The organism is Actinacidiphila acididurans, assembly GCF_016918855.1.
GTDB lineage: Bacteria > Actinomycetota > Actinomycetes > Streptomycetales > Streptomycetaceae > Actinacidiphila > Actinacidiphila acididurans.
Genome location: NZ_JADKYB010000030.1, coordinates 36489 through 57833, shown reverse-complemented (window position 1 = coordinate 57833; position 21345 = coordinate 36489). Strand labels below are relative to the sequence as shown.

General features: G+C 70.4%; 15 protein-coding genes. All 15 read right to left on the bottom strand.

Annotated elements, in window-relative coordinates; all coding sequences use genetic code 11:
* Nucleotides 1–3 precede the first annotated feature (3 nt).
* The 15 genes from ITX44_RS36655 to ITX44_RS36585 all read right to left on the bottom strand — a co-directional run bounded on the left by ITX44_RS36655 (nucleotide 4) and on the right by ITX44_RS36585 (nucleotide 21238).
* A complete protein-coding gene (locus ITX44_RS36655; RefSeq protein WP_205363595.1) occupies nucleotides 4–537 on the bottom strand; it encodes a hypothetical protein in 534 nt (177 codons plus the stop codon).
* An 8-nt stretch (nucleotides 538–545) separates the two neighbouring features.
* A complete protein-coding gene (locus ITX44_RS36650) occupies nucleotides 546–3932 on the bottom strand; it encodes a hypothetical protein (RefSeq protein WP_205363593.1) in 3387 nt (1128 codons plus the stop codon).
* A gap of 36 nt (nucleotides 3933–3968) precedes the next feature.
* Entirely contained in the window at nucleotides 3969–8642 is a 4674-nt protein-coding gene (locus ITX44_RS36645; protein WP_205363591.1) for a hypothetical protein, read from the bottom strand.
* Nucleotides 8643–8673: 31 nt separating this feature from the next.
* Entirely contained in the window at nucleotides 8674–9117 is a 444-nt protein-coding gene (locus ITX44_RS36640) for a phage virion morphogenesis protein (RefSeq protein ID WP_205363589.1), read from the bottom strand.
* Between the two features lie 260 nt (nucleotides 9118–9377).
* Nucleotides 9378–9773 (bottom strand): hypothetical protein, encoded by a 396-nt coding sequence (locus tag ITX44_RS36635; RefSeq protein WP_205363588.1) that lies wholly within the window; start codon nucleotides 9771–9773, stop codon nucleotides 9378–9380.
* 114 nt (nucleotides 9774–9887) lie between these two features.
* Nucleotides 9888–11138, bottom strand: a complete 1251-nt coding sequence (locus ITX44_RS36630) for a phage tail tube protein (RefSeq protein WP_205363587.1) — start codon at nucleotides 11136–11138, stop codon at nucleotides 9888–9890.
* Nucleotides 11139–11140: 2 nt separating this feature from the next.
* On the bottom strand, nucleotides 11141–11542 hold the full coding sequence (locus tag ITX44_RS36625; protein ID WP_205363586.1) for a hypothetical protein: 402 nt from the start codon (nucleotides 11540–11542) through the stop codon (nucleotides 11141–11143).
* A gap of 64 nt (nucleotides 11543–11606) precedes the next feature.
* Nucleotides 11607–12137 (bottom strand): hypothetical protein, encoded by a 531-nt coding sequence (locus ITX44_RS36620; RefSeq protein ID WP_205363585.1) that lies wholly within the window; start codon nucleotides 12135–12137, stop codon nucleotides 11607–11609.
* Nucleotides 12134–13042 carry a hypothetical protein gene (locus ITX44_RS36615; protein WP_236062329.1) on the bottom strand — a complete coding sequence of 303 codons (909 nt, stop codon included), beginning with the start codon at nucleotides 13040–13042 and terminating at the stop codon, nucleotides 12134–12136. The genes ITX44_RS36620 and ITX44_RS36615 overlap by 4 nt, the downstream gene beginning before the upstream one ends.
* 292 nt (nucleotides 13043–13334) lie before the next feature.
* Nucleotides 13335–13793 (bottom strand): hypothetical protein, encoded by a 459-nt coding sequence (locus tag ITX44_RS36610; RefSeq protein WP_205363584.1) that lies wholly within the window; start codon nucleotides 13791–13793, stop codon nucleotides 13335–13337.
* The gene (locus tag ITX44_RS36605) at nucleotides 13793–14059 is read right to left on the bottom strand and encodes a hypothetical protein (protein ID WP_205363583.1); all 267 of its coding nucleotides are present in this window, start codon (nucleotides 14057–14059) and stop codon (nucleotides 13793–13795) included. Before ITX44_RS36605 ends, ITX44_RS36610 begins: the two co-directional genes overlap by 1 nt.
* A gap of 72 nt (nucleotides 14060–14131) precedes the next feature.
* Complete coding sequence (locus tag ITX44_RS36600) at nucleotides 14132–14719, bottom strand: HNH endonuclease family protein (RefSeq protein ID WP_205363581.1); 588 nt, start codon at nucleotides 14717–14719, stop codon at nucleotides 14132–14134.
* Between the two features lie 48 nt (nucleotides 14720–14767).
* Nucleotides 14768–16513, bottom strand: a complete 1746-nt coding sequence (locus ITX44_RS36595; RefSeq protein ID WP_205363579.1) for a hypothetical protein — start codon at nucleotides 16511–16513, stop codon at nucleotides 14768–14770.
* A 73-nt stretch (nucleotides 16514–16586) separates the two neighbouring features.
* Nucleotides 16587–18467, bottom strand: coding sequence for an HK97 family phage prohead protease (locus tag ITX44_RS36590; RefSeq protein ID WP_205363577.1), 1881 nt, complete (start codon nucleotides 18465–18467; stop codon nucleotides 16587–16589).
* A 47-nt stretch (nucleotides 18468–18514) separates the two neighbouring features.
* Nucleotides 18515–21238, bottom strand: coding sequence for a phage portal protein (locus ITX44_RS36585; RefSeq protein ID WP_307795653.1), 2724 nt, complete (start codon nucleotides 21236–21238; stop codon nucleotides 18515–18517).
* Between the last annotated feature and the right edge of the window lie 107 nt (nucleotides 21239–21345).

Genomic DNA, 21345 nt, shown 5'->3' with positions numbered 1-21345 from the left:
GAGTCAAGACCGAAGCCAGAGCACGACAAGGCTGGGCGTGAATTCGCCGCTGCTCGCCGTGTTGAGGTTGCCGCCGGTGGACTGGGCGGCCTGCACCTCGAAATAGTCCGTGGTGCCGTTGCAGGCGGCGATGCCGATGGCCATGCCGCCCTGAATGACGGACTGGCTCGTATCGAAGCCGGTACCGCCACCCTTGATGGTGACCCCGTTGAGGGTCACGCGGGTACGCCGATACCCAACGCCGCCGGACTGCCACGCCGACGTGCCGATCGCCATGTAGATGCCCGGCACCTGCGGCGTGTAACGGGACGGGTTGACCGTCGTGGAGTGCCCGTTGTCGCTGTCGAAGACCTCGGTGTCGAGGGTGATGGAGATGTAGCTGCCGCTCGTCGCCACCTGCGTGCTGGTCTGGTAGCCGTAGAACACCGGCACGGCAGTGATGAAGTCGGTCAGCGCCTTGACCTGGGCGGTCTGCCAGGCGCCGGTGATGTACTGGCCCGGGTTCTCGATGACCGAGACCGGAACGATGCGGGACACGCCGCCTCCTAGTACGCGTAGACGACCTGATCCCAGGCCGAGTAGTCGAACGCCGTGGGATCGGTGACGCCGGCGGGCAGCGGCTCACACACGACTTCACCGGCCACATGCGGCTGAGTGAGGGCCGAGGCCAGGGTGATGGCGCCGGTGGTCCAGCCCGGGCTGGTGGCGCCCACGGCCTGCACCGTGACCGTCTCCGCCGCCGGGGTGCCCTGCCCGATGACGAGCTGCTGCCCGGCCGCGAGCTGCGCCACCAGGGGGTTGGTGTTGTCCTGCCCGGCGTTGAGGCTGATCGTGGTAATGCCACTGCTGTAGCTGACGGCGAGCGTCGTGTGCCAGGCCGCCCACACGCCGTAGGTCAGCGGGTCCGCCGGCGAGCACTGCAGAGTGACGGTGGCGTCGGCTGTCGTGGTCAGGTTCCACGAGATGTTCTCGACGAACGCCTCGAGCTGCACAGGCGGGTAGGGTGCCGGGGGCCGGCGCATCACCCGCACCCGTGTGCCGAGTTCCAAGCTCAGGCACACCGGCCACAAGGCTGGGTTGCCGCCCGGGTGCAGCACCAGATTCGCAACCCGGGTCAGCGGTGTCTTGTAGCGGGACAGCAGGTAGTTTGCGGCGTCCTGCGCTTCGGCCGCGCTGGAAGTGTTGACCGGGCGGCCCATCGGCCTGGGCACGTAGGCCGTGATCGAGGCGTTGTCCTGGGCGTAGAAGACTTGGCTGCCCGGGCCGGTGACGGTGACTTTGTTGCCGAGGTGGGAGCTGTCCCGCACCGGCTTGATGTCCTCGTACGGCCACTCGCCCAGGTCGGCGCGCTCCCCGAGGGTGTAGAGCGGGGTGCGGGCGGAGTATCGGGCCGCTCGGGACTTGAAGGTCGGGATGCCGGCCCGGTCGATGTAGTGCTCGCCGTTTTCCGTGGTGACGACGTCCTGGAGTGCGGTGACGGCGTCTTGGCCGAAGGTCGCGGGGCCCATGGACGTGGTCTGGCCCGCCTGGATGCTGGTGGTGCCGGTGTAGCCGGCGTAGCGCAGGATCCGCGCGTACCTCGCGTCGGTGGACTCGCCCGCGCACGCGGACTTCCAGGCCGCGTACATGTTGGTGCAGTCGGTGGCGGTGAGCGCGACGGGCCACTCCACGACATAGGAGATGTCCCCGGAGAAGTTCCACCGGGTGGGGTTGCCGAGGACGCTGTCGGCGTAGGTGCCGATGCTGTCGGAGACGAGGCCACTCGGGCGGACGGTGTTGTCGGAGGGGCTGCCGATCGTGACGCCGTCCAGGGACAGAGTGAACGTGCCGGTCGCGCCGATCTGGTAGGCGATGATCGCCAGGTGCCAGTTGCCGTCCGTCACCGCGGCGGTTGAGGTCAGCAGGATGCTGGATGACACGCCGTTGGTGTAGGCGTTGAGCTTGCCGCTGCTGTCGATGTACAGGGACAGCTGGGAGCCGGTGCCGTGATTGCCGTCCTGCGCCGTCCAGATCATGGCCTGGCTGGCGGGGTTGCCGCCCTGGTACCGGAAGGCGATCATGCGGCTGTAGGTGCTGGTCTGCGAGCCCTTGATGCCGATTGCGCTGAGGGACAGGAACGAGGCGGCCGACGCCGCCGCCGAGCCAGTGCCCGCGTTGGCCAGGGTTGCGACCGTTCCGGTGCCGCCCGTGTACACGCCAGTCGTCGGGGTGGTGGCCGTGATCGCGTTGCCGAACGTCAGCGTGCCCGCGCCCTGTTTGCTGACCGCGATCGGCAGCGCCGGGTAGGTACCGGTTGTGTCGGTCGCCCCGCTTACGCCGGCGGGGTCGGCGAGGGTGTAAAGGAACGTCGGGTTGTGGGAGTTGATCTCCTCAGTCAGCGGGTCGTCCAACTGCTGCTGAGCGAGCAGGCCGAGGGCGTCCGCGGTGGGGACCGTGACCGAGCCCATCGTCCCGGACAGGGCCCACTGGAACTGCCAGTCCCCGGTGAACCCTGCGTACATCGGATACCAGGCCCCGGGGCACACCCACGCCGATGCGGTGGAGCCCTTCTCCTGCTGCCAGCCGTCCGTCTGCACCGAGCAGGTGGCCGCCGCGGTGGCCGCGACGGTCACGCCGGCGTCCATGCCGAGCGCCCCCGAGGGGGCGGTGCCGGTCACGGTCAGCGTCGTCCACCCGGCCGTGGTCGAGCCGGTCAGGGTGACCGTCGAACCGTAGGCGTACGACGAGGGGGTCGCGGACCCGGCGGTCACCCAGCCGAAGTGGGGCTTGGCCTGAAGCGTCGTGGACGCGGCCACGTTCCGGACGCGGATGGTCGCCGTGTAGGTCTGCCCGGCCAGGACCGGGGTCTGCGCGGTGTGCACGATGCGCTGTCCCACCGCGGCGCCGAGCGGCACCGCAAACTGGGTGACCCGGCCGCCCGCCCAAGCCGTCGCGGAGGTGACGACGCTGCCCCCGCCGGCGTCCGTCTCGGACAGCAGATCCAGGGCCGCCGACGCGGTGATCGTGCCGACGGTGGCGCCGCCCAGGTCGCCCCCGGTAGCGATGCCCCGGGAGAACATGTTGACCGTCGGCGGCCACTGCGCCCGTACCCGCCACGGCTGGTACGGCTGGATCCGGCCCGCATACGGGCCCGCCACGTTCGGGTCCAGGTCCCCGGAGACATTGAGCAGCGTCGCGGTCTCATCCCCGGCCCGGACCTGGTCCAGCTCGTACTGCCGGCCGCGGTTGATCGAGACAGTGTCGTTGGTGCGACCGCCCACCTCCACGTACAGGTCGAGGGGGGACGCGGCGCCGTTGGCACCCCACCACAGGCCGGCCGCGTACTCCATCCGCGGCCACGCCAGGTTGAACTGGCCGCCGCCGCGGGTGTTGACGTGGGAGATCACCGCGACGTTCCCCGCCGCCTCCGTTCCGGTGACGGTGGTGAGGAACGCGAACTGCACGGCCGCCGCCGACCAGGAGTGCGCGAGAGTGGTGAGGGTGGTCCAGTTCAGACCGTCCGGGCTGGCCTGGACAGTCCAGGTGCTGCTGGCCTCGCTGATCTGCCACCAGCGATGCTGATGCGAATCGTAGGCCGGCAGCGCCGTGACGATCGAGGAGCCGGCGGTAGTCAGGACCACCTCGAAGACCCCGCCACTGCGGACGCGCAGCAGGATCGCGTTGCTGGCGTCCAGCTGCAGCCGCACCCCCGTCGCCACGGTCCCGTTGCCGTTGGCCGCCGCCCCGATCTGGGCGTACACGCTGCTGTTCCGCGCGTCCCAGGGGCCGTTCGCCCCGAACACGTTGGTCGCGTTCGCCGCAGTGGGCACGGCCAGGACGACCTGATTGTTGACGGTGTCCAGGGTCGCCGCGCCTGCCGTGACGTTGTTCCACACCGTGGTGCTGATCGAGGTGGCGGTGAAGTCGTCGACCAGGGCCGCAAGCGTCGCCACGGCACCCCCTGTTCTGCGTGATGGTTGAGTGACCGGTCAGCGACCGGACCAGGTGGCCGCGGGGCGGAAGCCGCCCGGGTTGGTGCGGGCGCGGACCGCCAGGGCGTTCTCGACCTCGTCGACCAGCTGGCGTGCCGTGGTGACGGAGCCCTGCACGGTGAGGTTCACGGAGTTGTAGTGGTAGTGCACCTCGCCGCCGCCACCGCCGCGGTAGCCGCCGCTGCTGGTAAGCGACGCGCCCTGCCGGGCGGCCATCGCCAGCCCCGACGCGGCGATCTGCACGTGCTTGACGGAGCGGTCGAGCCCCAGGGCGAAGCCGCGGCCTGTGTGCTCGCCGTCCATCGCCATCACGGTGGACGGCGAGTGGATGCCGAGCTCCTCGCGGATCGCTGTCTGCATGGACTTGGCGATCTTGAGCATCTGCTTTTCGATCGCCGACTCTTGCGACTCCAGGCCCTTGATGAGGCCCTTCGCGCTGTCGATGCCCGCCTTGTACATCGAGTCCGCGACCGCGGCGCCGGTGGCGTTGGCCGAGGAGGCGAGGTTCGCCTGGATCGAGTTGAGCTGCTTGATGGTGTCCTTGCTCGCCCCGGCCAGGGCCGCGGCGGTCGCGCCGCCCTGGTCCACGCCGGCCGCGGCGATCTGCGCGATCAGGTCCGAGCGGAGTCCGGCCTTCTGGAGCTGCTGCAGTTCGGCCGCGAAGGTGCTGCCCTTCTCGGCCTGGTCCTTGAGGTTGTTGACGACGTCGCCCGCGGTGAGTGCGAAGCCGGCCTGCGGGGCCGCGGTGACCACCGAGGCGCCCTGGAGGATCTGGGACGCGACCTGGTCACGCTCCGACGTCCACTGCTTCTGGAGGCTGCTCAGGTTGGCCTGGGCGGTCTTCAGCTTGGACGCCACGCTGTCGCGCTGCGCGGCGAGCTTCAGCAGTCGCTGGTTGTCGACAGCGACGAAGCGAGAGATGGCGGAGTCCTCGCTGAGGTACTTCTGCTGCTGCTTCATGTCCGCGAGCAGGTCGGAGCGCTCCCGCGCGGCCTTCTTGCCCTTGACGCCGACCAGGTTCTCGAACGACTTGCGGTCGCTGGCGAGCTGCCTCTGTGCGTCGTCGTGGAAGACCTGCTCAATCGACCTGGTCAGCCGGAGTGTCGCGGACTTGACCGAGGCGGTCGACCCGGTGAGGCCCTGGACCATGCCAGCACCCACCCACCGGCCCAGGGACATGGCCACCTTGGACGGGGAGGCGATACCCAGGGCGTCAGCCATCGGCTGCGGAATCGTCGACAGCGCGAACTGGCGGGCCTGCGCGGCCAACCACCCCTGCTGGCTCTGGAGTCCCTGCCACAGGCCGGCCGCGACCTCCCGGCCGATCGGCGCCACACCCCCCGAGAGGGACGCGCTGGACAGGGACCCGCCGGAGCGGGCCTGCCGGTTGATGGCGTTGATACCCGACTCACCGCCCAGCGCCCGCGTCGCCTCCGGCACCAGCACACCCTCGCCGGGCGACAGGACCGCGGGGACGGTGTCCCGCATCGGCGCATACCCCGGCACGGTGCCGCCCGCGTCGAACGCCCGCACCACGCCCCCGTAGGCGTTCTTGTGGGGGCCCTGCGAGTAGTAGTCCTTCGCGTTGACCTGCGTGGAGACGTTGTTGATCCGGACGGTGACGGTCTTGCCGTGGAGCTGGTCAATGATGCGCTGAAAGAACTGCACATCGGCCGCGGCCTGCTGGTAGTCGAAGTTCGCCTTGGTCCGGGTGCTCTTGGGGAAGCTGTCGACCTTCTTCTTGGCCGCCGCCAGGTTCGCCTCAGCGGCCTGGGTGGCCACGGTGACCTGGATCTTCGGGTCCTTGATGTTGTCCAGGGCGTCGGCCAGCTTGTGCGCTTCGCTGGTGGACAGGCCCATCTTCTCGGCGGTGGCGACCAGCCGGTCGTGGGCGTCGATCAGGACCTTGTTGGCCTTCTCTTGGGAGCCGGTCTGCTGAAGCGTCGCCGTGGAGGAAGCCTCCGCGGCCGCGGCCATCTGGCTGAGTGCGGCGTAGGCTTCGCGGGCCTTCTGGCTGTTCAGGTTGAGTTCGCCGTTGCTGTAGTGCAGGGCGTCCCGGTGGCCCTTGATGGCGGCGGTCGCGTCGTCGATGGACTGCTGATACGCGGACTCGGCGTCGAGCGCCGCCCGGTTGGCGTCGTTGAGGTCGAGGATGGCCTGCTGCAGCCCTTGGGCGGCCTGCTTCTGGGCGTCCAACTTCTTCTGGACCTGCTGGGCCTGGTCGCCGAACATGCCCTCGGACTGGGCGGTGAGCTTGGCCTGGAAGGCGGCGTCGGCGAGGGCGGAGTTGTAGTCGTCGAGGCTTTTCTTCGGGATGTTCAGGCCGGCCTTGGACAGGTCTTTCAGAGCCTGGGCGGCCTGGTCTGCGTGGCCGCCGGAGACGAGCGCTGCGAGGCCCTTGTCGATCGCGTCGATGTCCTTCTTGGCCTGCTTCATCGAGTTCGACTGGCCCATGCCCAGCGTGAAAACGCGGTTCATGGTGTCGTTGAACTTGTCCATGCCGGAGGACTTGCCGCTGACGCGGTCGATGGCCTTGCCCAGCCCGTCCAGGTCCGCCCCGAACACGCTGGTCAGCTCGCCACTGGCCTTACCGGTCTGGCTCAGCCGGCCGAGGGCGGTGGTCATGCGATCGACGTCGGGGGCCTTCTTCCCGGACGAGGACAACTTGTCGAGGACCACGGCGATCCCGGCGATGACCGCGATGGCGCCGCCGATCTTCCCCGCTGTGGAGATGGAGCCGATGGCGGCCCGGACCCCAGCCAGACCCCCGCCGGCGGCCTGGGAGGCGGCGCGCAGTACCACCAGCCGCCCGGACAGGGACGTCACCGCCCCGGTGACGGCCGTGATCCCCGCGCTGGCGACCTTGAACAGGCGGAACGCGGCGTACGCGTCCAGGACGGTGGCGACGAAGGAGGGCGGCAGGGCGGCCACCAGGCGGGCGATGTCGTCGACCACGGTGAGCAGCCCGGGGCCGGCCTGCGCGGACGCCTTGAGGATGGTGCCGATCGCGCGGGCGATGTCGTCCAGGGCCTGGTGGACCTGCGGCCCCTCGGCCTTGGCGTAGGCGAAGACCTGGGCGATGGCCCCGTTGTGCGGGCCCTCGTCCAGGTACCGCAGGAAGTGCACGAGGTCGTCGTTGAGGCGTTTCAGGACGCCGCCGGAGAAGGCGGTCAGGCGCTTCATGAGGCCGTCGAGGCCGGGGCTGGCGACCGCGCCGCCGGCGATCGTGACGAATCGGTTCAGCTGATCTGCGGCGGTGCGGACCAGCGGGGACAGGCGGGGCAGGATCGCCTCGGCGACCGCGAAGGACCGGTTGACCGGCTCCATCGTGGCGCCGGCGAGGGAGTCCGACCAGGCTTTGAAGGCGTCCTTCAGGCCGAGCCAGCCCTCGGTGGCGCGCTGGGTCGCCGCGGGCATCCCGTCCAGGGACCTCGCGGAGGCTTCCTGCGCCGCGATGGCCTGCTTGGAGTTCGCCCCGTACTTGGCGACCGCCGCGTTGTACTTGGCCTGCGCGTCGGCCGCGGCGCCGATCGCGGTGATCTGCGACTTCGCGGCCAGCCCGAACGCGCCGAGCGCGACACCGGCGGCCCCGGCCTGCTCGGCGATACTCACCAGCGACGCCGTCAGCGACGCAGCGACCGGCACCAGCGACGGCGCCAGGGAGATCAGGGTCGCCAGGGGCTTGATGTCGTCCGCGATACCGCCACCGCCCCCGCCGCCGGGGCTGCCGCCGCCGATGACGCGGGTACGGACCACGACGGTCCGGTCGCGGGTCAGGCGCGCGATACGGGCCTCGGCCCGCGCCTGCGCGCCGGTGTCCGTGTCGGGCCGCACCGAGACGGTGATGGGCCGCCCGAGTTCCATCAGGACCGTCTGGACCCGGCGGAGCGCGACCTGGTCGAGCTTGGGGGTGACCTTGACCTGCACCTCGCGGTCGGCGAGCTGGGTCTGCAGCGCCTCCCTCTCCCCAGTCGCCAGGTCCAGCTTCACCTTCAGCTTGGCCGCCGGGCTGTCGGCGACCTTCTCCCGCAGCGCCGCGAGAGTGCCGTCCTTCAGACGCAGGTCAACGCCGAGCTTTGCGGGGTCCCCATCAGCCACTTCCTGACGGACGGTGGCCAGCGTGCTGCTGTCGAGGGACGCGGCGACGCTGAGCTTCGCCGCCGCACTGTCCTTGACCTTGTCCCGGACGGCCGCCAGGGTTCCGGTCTGCAGGTTCAGCTCGACCAGCAGCGTGGCCGCGGTACTGTCCTTGACCTTCTGACGCAGGGCGGCGAGAGTGCCGTCCGCCAGGCGCAGTTCCGTGCTCAGTTTCGCCGCGGGACTGTCGCGTACCTCTTGCCGGAGGGTGGCCAGCGTGCCGCTCTCCAGGGCCACAGTGACGTCCAGGCGAGCGGCGGTGCTGTCCTTGACCTTGTCCCGGAGGGTAGTCAGCGTTCCGGTCTTCAGCCGCAGGTCGACATCGAGTTTCGCCGCCGGGCTGTCGGCGATCTTCTGACGCAGGGCAGCGAGCGTGCCGTCCGCCAGCTTGGCGTCGACCTGGAGGGTGGCCTTGGTTTTGCCGACCTCGAGCGCCCACCGCTTGACGTCTTCCTTGCTGGATGCCAGGACGCGCGTGAGACCGGAGTGGTCGCCCTCCAGCTTGGCGACGACAGGGGGCAGGTAGTCCGCCACCGGGCCCCCTTCCGGTTGCGCGGTCAGGGGGCTACGGCATGGCGCGGGCCCAGGCCGCCACGTACTGGCGGCGGATGGCGTCGCGTGCGTCCCGCACGGTCGGCGCCAGGTAGGGGCGGGGCGGGATCGTGACGGAGTGGTTCCGGCCGGCCTGCCCGCCGAGTTCCTGGATCCGGGAGTACACCGCGGTGGGACCGAGCTGGCCGGTGTAGCCGGTGCCGGTGGGCCGGGGCCCGGTCGGGCTGAGGGAGCCGCGCAGGTGGCCGTTGATGCGCGCCGGGGGCCCGCCGGGCGGGGCGGGGGTGGGGGTGCCCGGCGGGTGGTAGTAGCGGGACAGCCGACTGAACGCCCCGCGCTGCACGATTTTCATGGCGTCGCGGGTGGCCGCGCGGGTCGCGGACTGCATCCGCTGCCCCAGCGCGTCCACCGCGGCGGCCCACTCCTCCACGCCGTCCACGGAGATGCCGACGTCCACCGGTCACCTCCTGCGGGCGGCCTCGCGCGCCGCCTTCGCGCGGGCCTGCTCGGCGGCCTGCTCCTGCCGGATCGCCTTCGCTTCGTCGACGACGCCCGCGTAGACCGGGTACTCGTTGAGCTGCCGCAGCGGAATCCGGTCGACCCGCTCCGGCTCCCAGCCGTACCGCTCCGCGAACCAGCCGTAGGGCCACGCGAGGCGCTCCAGCGGTGTCAGCGGATGTTGGGCCGGCCCGGGCTTCGACTGGCCGAGGAGAGAGGCTAGGACGCGTCGGCGTCCCCAGTAGGGGAACCCGGGTCCGCCTTCGCCGTCTCCAGCGCCTCCGCGGTCTTCGGCTCCGGATCGGCCGGGAACACCACCTCGACCGCGGGGGCGACAAGTCGCTTCAGCGCCGCGTAGTCCTTGATGCCCATCAGCCGCAGCGACCCCGCGGACTGCGGAGTGTCGGGGGCCTGGGAAGGGATCGGCAGCGGAAGTGACCAGCTCATGACCAGCGCGGTGATGAGCCCGTTGTACATCTGGACGGCACGCCGGTTGACCGACTCTTCGTCGTCCATCGCGCCCTGGATGTCCATCTGGTCGCCGGCGCGCAACTCGTCGACGTCGCGGAGTTCAACCCAGGCGCCTTCGGTGGCGAGGGGGTGACGCTGTCCCATGGGTCGGGCCTTTCGGAAGGGTGGTGGAAGGGCTGGAAGGGCAGGGAGCGGGCGCGGTCCCGGAGCCCTTCCTCTCCGGGACCGCGGTCACAGGGGACGGCCAGTCCGGTCGGGTCAGAAGGAGCCGGGGGGCACGTTGCAGGTCACGGACACCTTGATCGGGCTCATGCCGCCGCTACCGCCTGCGTTGGTGGTGTTGAAGTCCGTCTCGAAGCTGTCCTGGTAGCCGACGGCCGCCTTGCTGGTGTCCGGGGTGGCGGCGGTGAACGCTGCGACCTGGATGTCGATCTGGATGCTGATCAGGTTGGCGCCGGACAGGCCGTTGCTGCAGACGATCTGCACCTGCGGCTTGGTGTTGTTGAGCATGTACAGCAGCGCGGACTCGTCGCTCACCGCGCCGAAGTTGAGCTTGCCGGTGACCGCGACGCCGCCGCGTTGGATGATGTACGGCAGCTGCGAACCCGTCGCCGTGAAGATCGGCAGGAGTTCGCGGGTGATGTCGATCTCGCCGTCGGTGACGGTGTTGACGAGGGTGCCCCCGCTGGCGGGGCCGCCGATGCCGACCTTCGTCTGCCAGGATGCGATCGGCAGGATGCCCGTGGGGTTCGCCGTCGGCGCCACACTCGCCGGGGCACTGGGATAGCTGGTGCCCTGCCCCGTCCAGGAGAACAGCTCGGACTCGGCGTTGAACGTGAAGTTCATCTGCGACATGCAGAACCCCGGGTAGGACCGGGCCCCCACCGTTGCTGTCGTCCCCAGCTTGTGCGTCAGGGTGTGGGAGGCCGGCTGGCCACCGTTGCTGTTGAGCAAGCTCCAGGCGTAGGTGTACGGGCCGGTCACGGGGGTGAGGGCCTGCGAGGAGGCGTGCGCGTACAGCAGCCCACCGGTGGGGGTGGTGATGGGGATGACGAACGGGCCCGAGCCGGTGGGGGTGCCGGTGGTGACGACCTCGGCGGTCGCCCCGGTGCCGACCTGCAGGAGGGTGCCGTTGGGGATCGTCGCGGTCGCCTGAAACGACGTGGCCCCGGCGGCGGCCGACGCGGCGAGCGTGGTGGCGCCCGACCCGGTCGGCGTGCCGACGACGGACACGTCGCCCAGAATGTTCCGCAGCCAGAACCCGAGGGTGTCGCCGTAGACCGGGCCACCGAGGCTGATCCCCGCGATCTTGGTCCCCTGGATGTGCGCGAACGCGTCCGTGCCCATCGAGCCGCGCCAGGACTGGTCCTTCAGCCATGAGGGGGTGTCACCGGGGGTGAAGGTCGTCAGGAGCTGGGTGGCCGTCATGGCCACCGCGGTCCCTTGGACGGCTTCGGCGGCGATGCCGACGAACTGCTGGGTCGATGCGTAGGTGATGGGGGTCGACACCGTCACTCCTCCGAAACGAGCGGTGCGGCGTCGTTGTCCGCGACCTGGTTGGGCTTCTTGCGGGTGGGCTGCCAGCGGCCGTCGTTCGGGGCGCCGAACGGCCAGTCGAAGACGGTCGCGGGCGTGGGCGGGATCGCCGGGGTCTCGGGCTTGTCGCCGTCTGCCGGCACTGCGGGCTGGCCCGGGTCGACCGGGCGGGCGGTCAAGGGCACGTCGAGGTACTGGGTCGGGATCGGCCAGACGTACTCGTACGTCCCGGCGGCCAGACGGCCCGGGGGCACCTCGTCCACCGCGACGGCGTCGGGCTTCGGGGCCGTGGCCGCGGCGGGGTTCGTCTTCGGAGTGTCGTCGCCGGTGGTGGCCGGAGCGCTGTCCGGCCCGGATGTGGGCTTGGTTGCGGGCATGGCGGATCTCCAGTCCGGGAGCGGACAGCAGTAAGGGGGGGCGGGGCGTGCGGCCGAACGCCGGTCAGGCTTGGGCGATCTCGAGGGCCGTGAAGGACATGAGGAAGAAGCTCTTGGTGAGCTGCCCCTTGGTCTCGGGCTGGCCGTTGTCGAAGTCGATCGTTCCGCTGCCGCCCTCAACGTGTTCGCCTGCTTGGAAGCAGGCTTTACCGAGGGTGCGGTCGCGGCGCATCCACTCCACGAGGGCGTCCTGGAGGGCGTACATGTCGTCCTGCGCGTCCTCGGCATCGGGGGTGCGGGAGCGGAGGTAGCAGGCGCCCTCGATCTGGTAGAGGACGTTCTTCTGGCCGTTGTACGGTCCGGCGACTGCGAAGCGGCCCTCGGAGCGGCGGGGAATCCAGAAGACGAGCATCGAGCCGGTGCGGGCACCGGGCGGCATGCCGTGAAAGAAGTCCTGGTGGCCGTCGTCCTTCGGCCACGCGCGGCGCACGATGCCGACCCCGGGTACCGGGGAGGCGCGGTAGGTGTGCGTCTTCGGGTCGTAGGGACCGCCGAAGTACCGGCAGATCCCGTCGAGCACAGTCGTGCCGCTCACCGCACGCGCCAGTACGAGTTGATGATGCGTTCGGCTTCCGCGACGAGGCCCGAGCCGTCCTTGCGGGGGTCCGTCTGCCGGGTTCTGGAGGCCAGGTGGGTGTCGGGGTAGGAGTCCTCGGCTGCGGTGTCCGGGCGCATCAACTGGCTGATGTTGTAGTTGACGACTGCGAGCCGCAGGTTGGCGGGCATCCCGGAGAAGTCGTGGCCGCTGGTGTGCGCGAACCGGGTGGGGGTGGCCAGGGTCACCGCTGCGGGGGCGGGTGCCGTGGGCGGCACGCTGATCGCCGGGGGCGTCCATGCCGGTGAGACGGTCACCGTTTCCTCGGCTCCCGGCTCCCAGATGCGGTACTGGGCGCCGGGGAGGATGCCGGTGGGGTCGTCGACAGTGAGAGTGAGCGCCCCGGCGGTGGTGTCGGCCGTCAGGCGGGTGGCGACGAAGCCGGCCACGCACACTGCCTGGACCCACAGCTCCACCCCGGCGGGGAAGCCGAACTGGAGGCTTCCGGACCAGGACCCGCCGCCCTGCCCGAGGGGGATGGTCAGGTTGTTGTCCTGCTCCCAGACGGTCGGGGAGTTCATCACCGTCAGCGCGGTCGGGCTGTAGCCGTATCCGACCTGCACCAGGCTCAGGTAGGGCGTGTGGTCGAGGTGGAACTTCAGGTTGCCCTGCCGGTCGGTCCGGGCTCTGGTGCGCTGGGTGAAGACGTGGGCGTGCAGCGGCTGCATGGCGGTGTCGGCGGCCCACTGCGACGACATGAGCAGAAGGTTCTCGAGCTCGGCTGTCTGGGCTGCGGGGTCATCGACGTCCACTCGCAGGTCGTCCAGGTCGAGGTAGGTGGGGTGTGCCTGGAACGCTGCGGCGGACACGTACGGGACGGTCACCAAGGGAGGTGGGGTGGGCATCGGATCACCCCTCGCCCAGTCAGTTGCTGTTGGTGCGGATCCAGGTGCCGTGGTCGCAGCCGAGGGAGAAGACTTGCTCGGGCCAGCCGTCCGGGTAGCAGATCGAGCAGGGCTCGTTGGCCTCTTGCAGGTCGCTGCGCGCAGGACCCTCGGGCTCTGGCTCCGCGTCCGGGGCGGCCTGCTTGGCATCCGGGGCCGGAGAGGACGGTTTCGCCGGGGCCGAGAACCGCGGGGGTGTCGGCGGCCGGTTCGTCTGCGGCGGGGCGCTTCTTCGGGGACATGCGCCTTCCCCTTACTGGTCGTCGTCCCGCACGCGGACCCACTGCCCGTGCTGGCAGCCGACGCTGCCCGCGCTCAGCTGCACGCCGTGGGGCATGCACAGGCGGCACGGGTCGTCGCGGTCGCCGGCGGGGGTCTCCCAGTGGAAGGCTTCGGCGGTCGCCTCGAGGGCTTCCGGCGCCGCGGGCTCGGGGTCCTGCGCTCCGGGATCGGCCGTGGCGCTGGCCTGTGCGGCCGCGTCCCGGTCCCCCGTCGCCGCCTCCGCCTCCGCGTCGGCGTCAACATCGGCTGGCGGGGTGTCCTGGGGCTTGTCGTCCGGCGTGGCCGTTGGCGTCTGGTCCTGTCCGTCCGGACTGGTGGTGCCGGGCTTCCCGTCGTCGGCGGCCGGAAGCTGCGGCTCCTCGGGGCCGGACGCATCGGGCGCGGCGGGATCGGCCGGCTTGGGGGTGGTCTTGCGGGTGCGGGGCGGCATCAGGGGGTCTCCTTTTCGCAGGTGCCGCCGCAGCGGCTGCACGTCGTCACGAAGCTGCCGAACTGGCAGGTCGGGCAGCGGTAGCCGATGCCGCGCCGGGTACGGCCCGACAGGGACGCCACGAACGCGCCCTCGGCGAGGAGCGCCTTGACGTGCCCGGGGTTGTCGACGTCGGCGATCCGGCCGTTGTAGCGGGTGACGTGACCGGTCTGAGCGCCCTTGACTTCCATGCCGGCCACGGCGCCGTCGGGGGCTGCGATACGCATCCGCGGAGTCCTCTCATGACGAGAGCCCGGCACCAAGGGCGACGGGCTCTCGGGGGGGCGAGCGAAGCGCGGCTACGGCCACTCCAGACCGTTGGCTTCGCAGTGTTTTCTCAGCCGCGTAATCAGCGGCGGATGAGTCATGCCGAACCGCGGTGCTATCTGACGCCACGAGATGCCTCGGCGGCGCAGCTCGTACACGGCCTTAATATCCAGTTCGGTAGCTTTCAGCAGAACGCCGCGGTGCACGTTTTCCAGAGGGGTTACTGGCTCTACGTGATCGGGGTTAACACACTGCCGATGTGGACAGGTCGGGCCACCTTGGCAATCGGTGTCGTTCGTGTGGCAGGTGTGGTCGAGCAGAATGCTGTCCGGTATCGGCCCGTGCTTCTCCTGGTACAGGACGCGGTGCGCCAAGTGGTGCCCCGGGTGCCCGAGCCGGGCGAACGTACCCATGCCGTAGCCTTCGGGGTTCAGGGCGCGTTGCCAGATCCAGCAGCCGTTCTCATTGATGATCCACTTGGGGCCACTCTCTTTCCAAGCGGCGTGGCCGCGAAGGTAGAACTGTGGCTCGCCTTTTACCCAGCCGTAGCGGGTGGAGGTTCGGGTGGCTATCTTCGTTGGGTTTCCGCAGCCGCAGTGACACAGCCCCTTTTCAATCACACAATGAGCGTAGCTGATTGGCGGCTATACCACTGCGGCTTTCCGGAATTACGCGGCCGTCACGCCAGAAATGCAGCCATTCCAGGCGGGTGCGTAACATAGCATTCCGCCAAACCAGTACGAGCTGGACTCGTAGGCGAACTGGTTGACGGGCCAGTCGATGCCCATCAGATCCTGGACGTTGATCATGGACCAGACGTTGGAGACCTGGGTGTCCGGGATCGGAAGGGTGTCGGAGAGGATGGGGCACACGCCCTGGGGGAGCCAGGGGTGGACTTCCATCTCGACGCGCTTGCCGGTCACCTCGTTCATGATGGCGACGGCGACGGAGCCGAGGGACACGCCGGACACCTGGTCCTGGGTGATCTGGAGGAAGTAGTTGTTCGACGACCCGGCCTTGAGGGTGTCGGACTGCTGCTTGCGGTCGACGCCGTTGAACAGGATCCGGTCGGGGTCGGCCTTGACGGCGTTGTACAGGGCGGCGAACGCGGTCTGGAACTCCGAGCCCGGGTTGCTGGTGCTGAACGTGCTGTTGATCTTCACGTTGTAGCCGGACTGGGTGCCCATGACCCACGGCAGGATGCCGTCGTAGCCGGCCGCGTACGCGGAGGTGTCGGCGGTGGGCGGGTTCTTGCCGCTGGTGGGGATCGCGCCCTGCAGGACGATGCCGGTGCCGCCCGCGCCGCCGCCGTTCGCGGTCTGGTTCGGGAAGCGGCCGTAGAGGAAGAAACTGCTGTTCGCGGGCTGCGAGGCGCCGGTGCCGATGTACACGTTGTACCCGAGGGCCTGCGGCACGTCGGTCAGGCGCAGCACCACGTTGTGGGTCGAGGTGGGGGCGATGGTCGCCACGCTGGAGACGACGGACTCTCCGAAGGCGCCGGCGTCGGAGGTGACGTACACGTAGATGTTCGTGGTGTACCCGGTCAGGGCGACCTGCCCGGTGCCGACGGTGTTGTCGACGAGGGACACCCCGCCGGGGGCGGCGAGCGCACCCGAGTACGGGGATGCGGTGCCGCGACCCATCAGGATCATGCGCTCCTCCATCAGCATGCTCGCGTAGAGCAGGCTGGTGCGGGAGAGCTGCCGGATGTCCTGGTAGCCCTGGCCGGCGTACTGCGCGGACCAGGTCACCTCGTCCGACATCGAGAACTGGCTGTAGGGCAGCGTGACGTCGTAGCCCGCGTACGCGATCTTCGGGCCGCGCGCGTAGTACAGGGAGTTGCCCGCGCCGGAGGGGGCGAAGTTGTTCTGGGTGGTGTCCTGGATACCGGGGTGGATGTTGCCGACGCCGCCGGTGCCGGAGCCGGTGAATCCGGAGATGACCTTGAAGCGGTGGCTGGTGCCGATGCCCTTGATGCGCGGGATGCGGTTGCGCAGCGGCGTCGGCCGGGGCGCCAACAGCTTCGCCGGGGCTTCCAGGTCGAACGCGACCAGGCCGGTGCCGACCGGGGAGGTCAGGTTGATGTCCTTGACCAGGTCCGGGGTCTGGGCCTTCAGGCCGTCCAGGGCCTGGGTGATGGACGCTACGGCGTCTGCTCCCAGTCCCTTGACGAGGTCGGGGGCTCCGAGGGCCTTCTCCAGGTACCCCAGGGCGTTGGTGGGCTGCGACGTGAAGTCGACGGGCTGGCCGGCCTTGAAGGAGGTGACGATCTCCTCGCGGGTCAGTTCCCGCTCGGGCATCCCTCCGATGGACTTGACGAGCTCGTCGAAGCGCTCGCTGACTTCGGCCTTGGACAGCTTCGGGGCCTCGTGGGACTCGCCGAAGAGGAGTTCGAGGTTTGCGGGCAGAGCCATCTCGCCCTGCTCCTTCCGTACGAAAGCGCCGCCTCAGTGGCGGGGCTGAAGCGGGTGGTGGGGTGGGGCAGAGTCAGGCGCCGGCGCGGGCGTACAGGGCCTTCGCGCGGATGCGGTAGCCCTCGGCGAGGTCGCGGTTGGCTGCGAACTGGTCGGCCTTGGCCATGAGGGCGTCGCCCTCGGCGCGCATCCGGGCCGCGTCGCTTTCGGCGGCGGTGCTCTGCTGGGCGGCGGTGCGGGTGAGCACCGGGCCGCCGGGGGTGGGCAGATCCTTGACGGCTTCGGCGACGCTGGCCTTTGCCACATCGGCCGCGAGCGCCGCGGCGCGCTCCTCGGCGGCCTTGGTGGCCTCTGCTACAGCGGCCTTCACCATGTCGGCGAGGTCGGCCTTGGTCACGGTGTCCGGCTCGTCGGCCGGGGCGGTCTGGGGGGTGCGGGCGGCGAGGGCCTCGGCGACGGCAGTCTGAACGGCGGCCGCGGCTTCGGCCTTGGTGAGGAGGGCGCCGTCGCCGTCGGCCTTCTTCGCGGCCTTCCCGCCCGGGGCGGTTCCAGTGCCGTCGCCCGGGGCGCCCGTCCCGGAGGGACCGCTCGCGGCCGCCGGCGGTGCCTTGTCCGTCTTGGTGGCGTCGGGCTTGTCGGACAGGCACATGTCCTCGGCCATGCCGGCCTGCTCGCGCTCCTCGCGGTCCTGGAACCACTTCAGGGACCGGGCGGCGTCCAGCAGCAGCGAGATGTCGATGATCTCGTTGACGTTGCCTTCGGCGAGTGACTCGGCCTCAGCGATGATGAGCTTGGCGATCCCGGCCAGCGCCTGCTGGGCGCCCTCGATGTCCATCGACTCGTCCGGGTTGCCTCCGTCGCCTCCGTCCCCGCCTGTGCCGCCGTCGTCGGCCTTGGCCACGCCCGGGACGAGCGGCAGGATGTCGGTGAGGATCTGCTCGGCCTTGGCGATCGTCGCCTCGTCGGCCTTCGTGGTGGTCATGGAGCCGTCGGCCTTCCAGTTCTCGGGGATCATGTCGGACAGGCCGAGGGCCTTGGCGCGCTTGATGATGTGGGCGCGGATCTTGTCATGGTCGACTCCGCCGCGGCCCACCGCGCGGATCGCTTTGCGCAGGTCGGCCTTGGTCTCGATCGGGTAGCTGCCGTCGTTCATTGCGGCCCCCGAGGAAGCGGCCTTGCGGCGCCCGGCCGCGGACAGGTCCGCCTTGGAGAGTTCCTCGACGCGCGCGTCCACGAGGCCGCGCAGCATTTCCTCGGTCACGGGCGCGCCTTGCAGGTGGATCACGAAGGTGGGCAACGCTACTGCCGGACCAGGGTCGTCGGTCTTCGCGGTGTCCACGGACACCTGCGCGCCGCCGTCCGCGAGGCGGGTCAGCGCCTCCTTCACCGGCGCGGCGAGCCGGTCGTACAGTTCCTGCGGCAGTCCGAACGCTTCGGCGTCGGTCTTCTCGGTGACCTCGGCGTCCTCGACCAGGATCAGGTCCCCAGCCGAGTCGGCCTTGGCCAGGTCGAAGGTGCACCCCGGGTTGGCCGGCCGGTCGACGACGCTGACCTCGATCACGTCGCCGCCGACGACGAGGCCGTTGGGTGCGTCGGCCTTGCCCATCTCCACTCTGGGCGCCTTGATGCCGACGGAGAAGCCGCGCAGCACCCCGTGTTCGATCTTCTTGACGGCGACGGGGTCGACGATGCGGGCCGTCAGCAGGTGCGCGCCGTCGTCGCCCTTGGACAGGCCCACTCCGACGCCGACGGCGCGCTTGGGGTCGTGCTGCTCGCGGACGCCGCCGCCCTCGGCCAGCCAGCGGGGCATGGCCTGGTCGAGCCAGGTGCCGTCGAGGCGCTGCTGGTCGCGGTCCAGGGCGGAGGACGCGGCGGGCCCGTAGACGAGCAGAGTCCCGTCGTCCTCGCGGACGGTCTTGGTGATGGGCGCCCAGGCGTAGGCGGTGTCGGACATGGTTCCTCCTTGCCCGGGTCGCGGGCACACGGGGTCGCGGTAGCGGGTCAGGAAGGGGCCGGGTAGCAGCGGCAGTTCGGGTGCGCGGGCGGGGCGTCGGAGCCGTCAGGCCATGCCTCGCCGATGGTGCGCGGGCCGGCGGCGGCGTTGGCGGTGCAGATGGGGCAGGCGCCGGGTTCGGCGACCCATCGCCATTGGGTGATGCCGGCGTCCTGGTAGGCGGTACGGGCGGCTGCGGCGGCGGCGCGGGTGAGTTCGGTCAGGGCGGTCATGCGTGCCCACGGCTCGTCTCGGAGTGCGTCGCGGAGTGCCTGCGCGAGCTGCTGCCGGGTCATGCCAGCTACCCGGGCGCGGGCGAGGACGCGGGCCAGCGCTTGGAGGCGCCGGTCGGCGATCGGTGGGATGGTGTCGCGGCGGCCGTTGAGGAATGCGGTCAGGGCGTCGTTCATGGCGGTGGTCAGGGTCTGCCGTGCCGCGGCGTCGTCGCCGATGTTCCAGGGGAAGGCGGCCGGTGTGCCGCCGAGGGCGGCGTGCACGGAGGCGGCGCCGATGGCCCAGCCTTCCGTCCAGATGCCGGCCAGCAGCGGGGCGAGGGCGGTGGTGACGCTGACACCCCCGGCGAGGAGGAACGCGAGCGCTGCGGCCACCGCGGCGTCTGTCCGGTCGTCCTGGTCGTCCCCGTCACCTGCGTCGTCCGCGGGTTCGGCGTCCGGGGCTGTCCCGGCCTGCTGGGCGAGCCAGCGCTCTGCGACCTGATCGGTGTTGACGGACCCGTCGAGGGCCTGCTGCAGGCGTGCGGCCCACACGTCGGCGGCGTCCTGGTCGCGGTCCCAGCCCGGCCAGGAGTCCGCCGCTTCACCTTTTGGGACCGGATCACCGCCGGAGGGGCTCGTGTCGCCGCCGGCGAAGATGACGTGTTCGGTGTTGAGGTCGATGGGGGCGTCAGCTTTGGTGACGATGGTGAAGGTGAACGGGCGGCGCGGGCTGGGGTTCTTCTTGGCCCAGCGGTGATAGGCGGCCAGCTCGGCCTTCACTGCCGTGTCCGTCGCACTGTTCCCGGCGTTGTTCCCGGGGTCTTCGCCATCGTCTGCGGTGTCTCCCCCGCTGTCGTCGTCCTCGTCGGCGGCGGCGCTGTCGGCCTCCTGGCCCCCGGGTTGGATCTGCCCGGTGGGGTTGCCGCCGTCGAGGCCGAGTCTCTGTCCGGGGGCGGCGTTCTGTGACGCGCCGTCGAGGAAGATCACGCCTCGGGTCGTCATGACCATCGGCTTGTCGGCCTCGGGGAAGGTGTAGCGGGGCATGCCGGTGCGATCGCGGTCCTCGTTGAGGGTCATGCGGCCCCACTGGATCCGGTTCTGTGCGACCTGGTCTGCGGCGGCCTCGTCTTCTTCCTCGAGGCCGAGGATGCGGAACTCCAGCTGGGACGGCATGCCCAGGTGGCGGCGGGAGATCTGGGTGATGAGCGCCTGGATCCACCGGTACAGCGGCATGGTGGCGGAGCGTTCGCGGATGTCGGACTGGCCTTCGTGGTAGCCGGCGCTGCCGAGTCCGCCGGTCTCGGTGAAGTTCAGCTCGGCGATCGTGGTGGAGAAGTGGTTGGCGAGCTGCTTCAACAAGAAGAGGTCGTATTCGGGCTTGTACCGCTCGGCGACGTCCGCCAGGGGCTCCAGTTCGAAGCCGGGGGGCAGGATCCGCATGCGGTGCCGCTCGAGGGTCTGGCCGGACCAGGCATCATTCAGGGCCGTCTCGTACTCGAGAACCTGGGCCGGGGTCCAGCCGTTGTTGGCGGTGTTGCGGAGCAGGCCGGCCGGGACGGTGCCGTCGGTGTACTCGGCGCGGATCCAGGCCCGGCGGCGCAGCCACACGTCGAGGTCTTCGAGGCACTGCTCGACCGGGGAGAACCCGTAGGGGCTGGAGGCGCGGACGTTGCGGCGCTTGTAGATCAGCGTGTCGGCCGGGTACCCGTTGGGGATGGTGCCGTCGGCTTCGGCGTCAGCGGTGTATTCGCCGCGGGGGAAGCCCCACAGCATCTGCTGGTAGGCCGGGTTCGGCGGGGCGGGCTTGCCGCCGCGGTAGTCCCGCAGCGGCTTGATGGTGTCCCCTGCGATGATTTCCATGGCGTACAGGTCACCGCCGTAGGTCCGCCGCGGGTAGATCGCCAGCGCATCCAGGACGAGGTGCTCCTCGAGGAGCTTGCTGACCCACTCGATCCAGTCCTCGTCCTGCCCGGGGTCGGGGCGCTCCCAGAACGCTGTGCAGCGGCCGATCTCCGGGCCGAGGCTCTTGCGCAGGTCGCCCTCGATGTCGGCGCGGGACTGCGAGGGGTTGTCGGCCTCGGCCTGGGCGACGGCGTCCTTGGTGATGGTGATCGCCCAGTCGAGGGTGGAGATGTCGCTCTTGCGGATCTCGATGCAGCGCCGCGGGATCCCGCCGGCCGCGGCGGCGTCCCGCAGGACTTTCCACGGCACGAGCCGGTCGGTGACCCCGGGAAGGTTGCTGGAGACGGGGTACTCGTTGAAGCGCGGCTCGGGCCGGCTGGAGTCCTGGCGGACGGGGTCGATCGCGGCGGGGATCAGGGGCAGGCCGGGGCCGAAGGCGACCTGCGGGTCCATGCGGGGCAGCGGCGCAAAGCTCCCGGTGGTCTGCGGTGCGGCCTGAGCGGCGAGCAGGGCGGCGACCTGCTCGCCGGTGAACGTCGCGGACGGGGCGATGGCCGGCCGGTCGGCCTTCTCGATGCGCGCCGGGCGGCGCTGGCGGTTGTGGCGGCGGGACACCCGGCACCCCCTCGCTCAGGTCAGCGGGCGGCGGGCCCGGGGCGTGTGGGAGTCGTACCGGCGGAAGCGGGGACGGGTGCGGCTGGGATGCCGACGAGGACGCCGGT

Bases quoted from the DNA above. Each gene is read 5' to 3' on its own strand.
- ITX44_RS36615 (WP_236062329.1), bottom strand. From the start codon at position 13,042: ATGCCCACCCCACCTCCCTTGGTGACCGTCCCGTACGTGTCCGCCGCA.
- ITX44_RS36625 (WP_205363586.1), bottom strand. From the start codon at position 11,542: ATGCCCGCAACCAAGCCCACATCCGGGCCGGACAGCGCTCCGGCCACC.
- ITX44_RS36590 (WP_205363577.1), bottom strand. From the start codon at position 18,467: ATGTCCGACACCGCCTACGCCTGGGCGCCCATCACCAAGACCGTCCGC.
- ITX44_RS36610 (WP_205363584.1), bottom strand. From the start codon at position 13,793: ATGCCGCCCCGCACCCGCAAGACCACCCCCAAGCCGGCCGATCCCGCC.
- ITX44_RS36605 (WP_205363583.1), bottom strand. From the start codon at position 14,059: ATGCGTATCGCAGCCCCCGACGGCGCCGTGGCCGGCATGGAAGTCAAG.
- ITX44_RS36595 (WP_205363579.1), bottom strand. From the start codon at position 16,513: ATGGCTCTGCCCGCAAACCTCGAACTCCTCTTCGGCGAGTCCCACGAG.
- ITX44_RS36635 (WP_205363588.1), bottom strand. From the start codon at position 9,773: ATGGGACAGCGTCACCCCCTCGCCACCGAAGGCGCCTGGGTTGAACTC.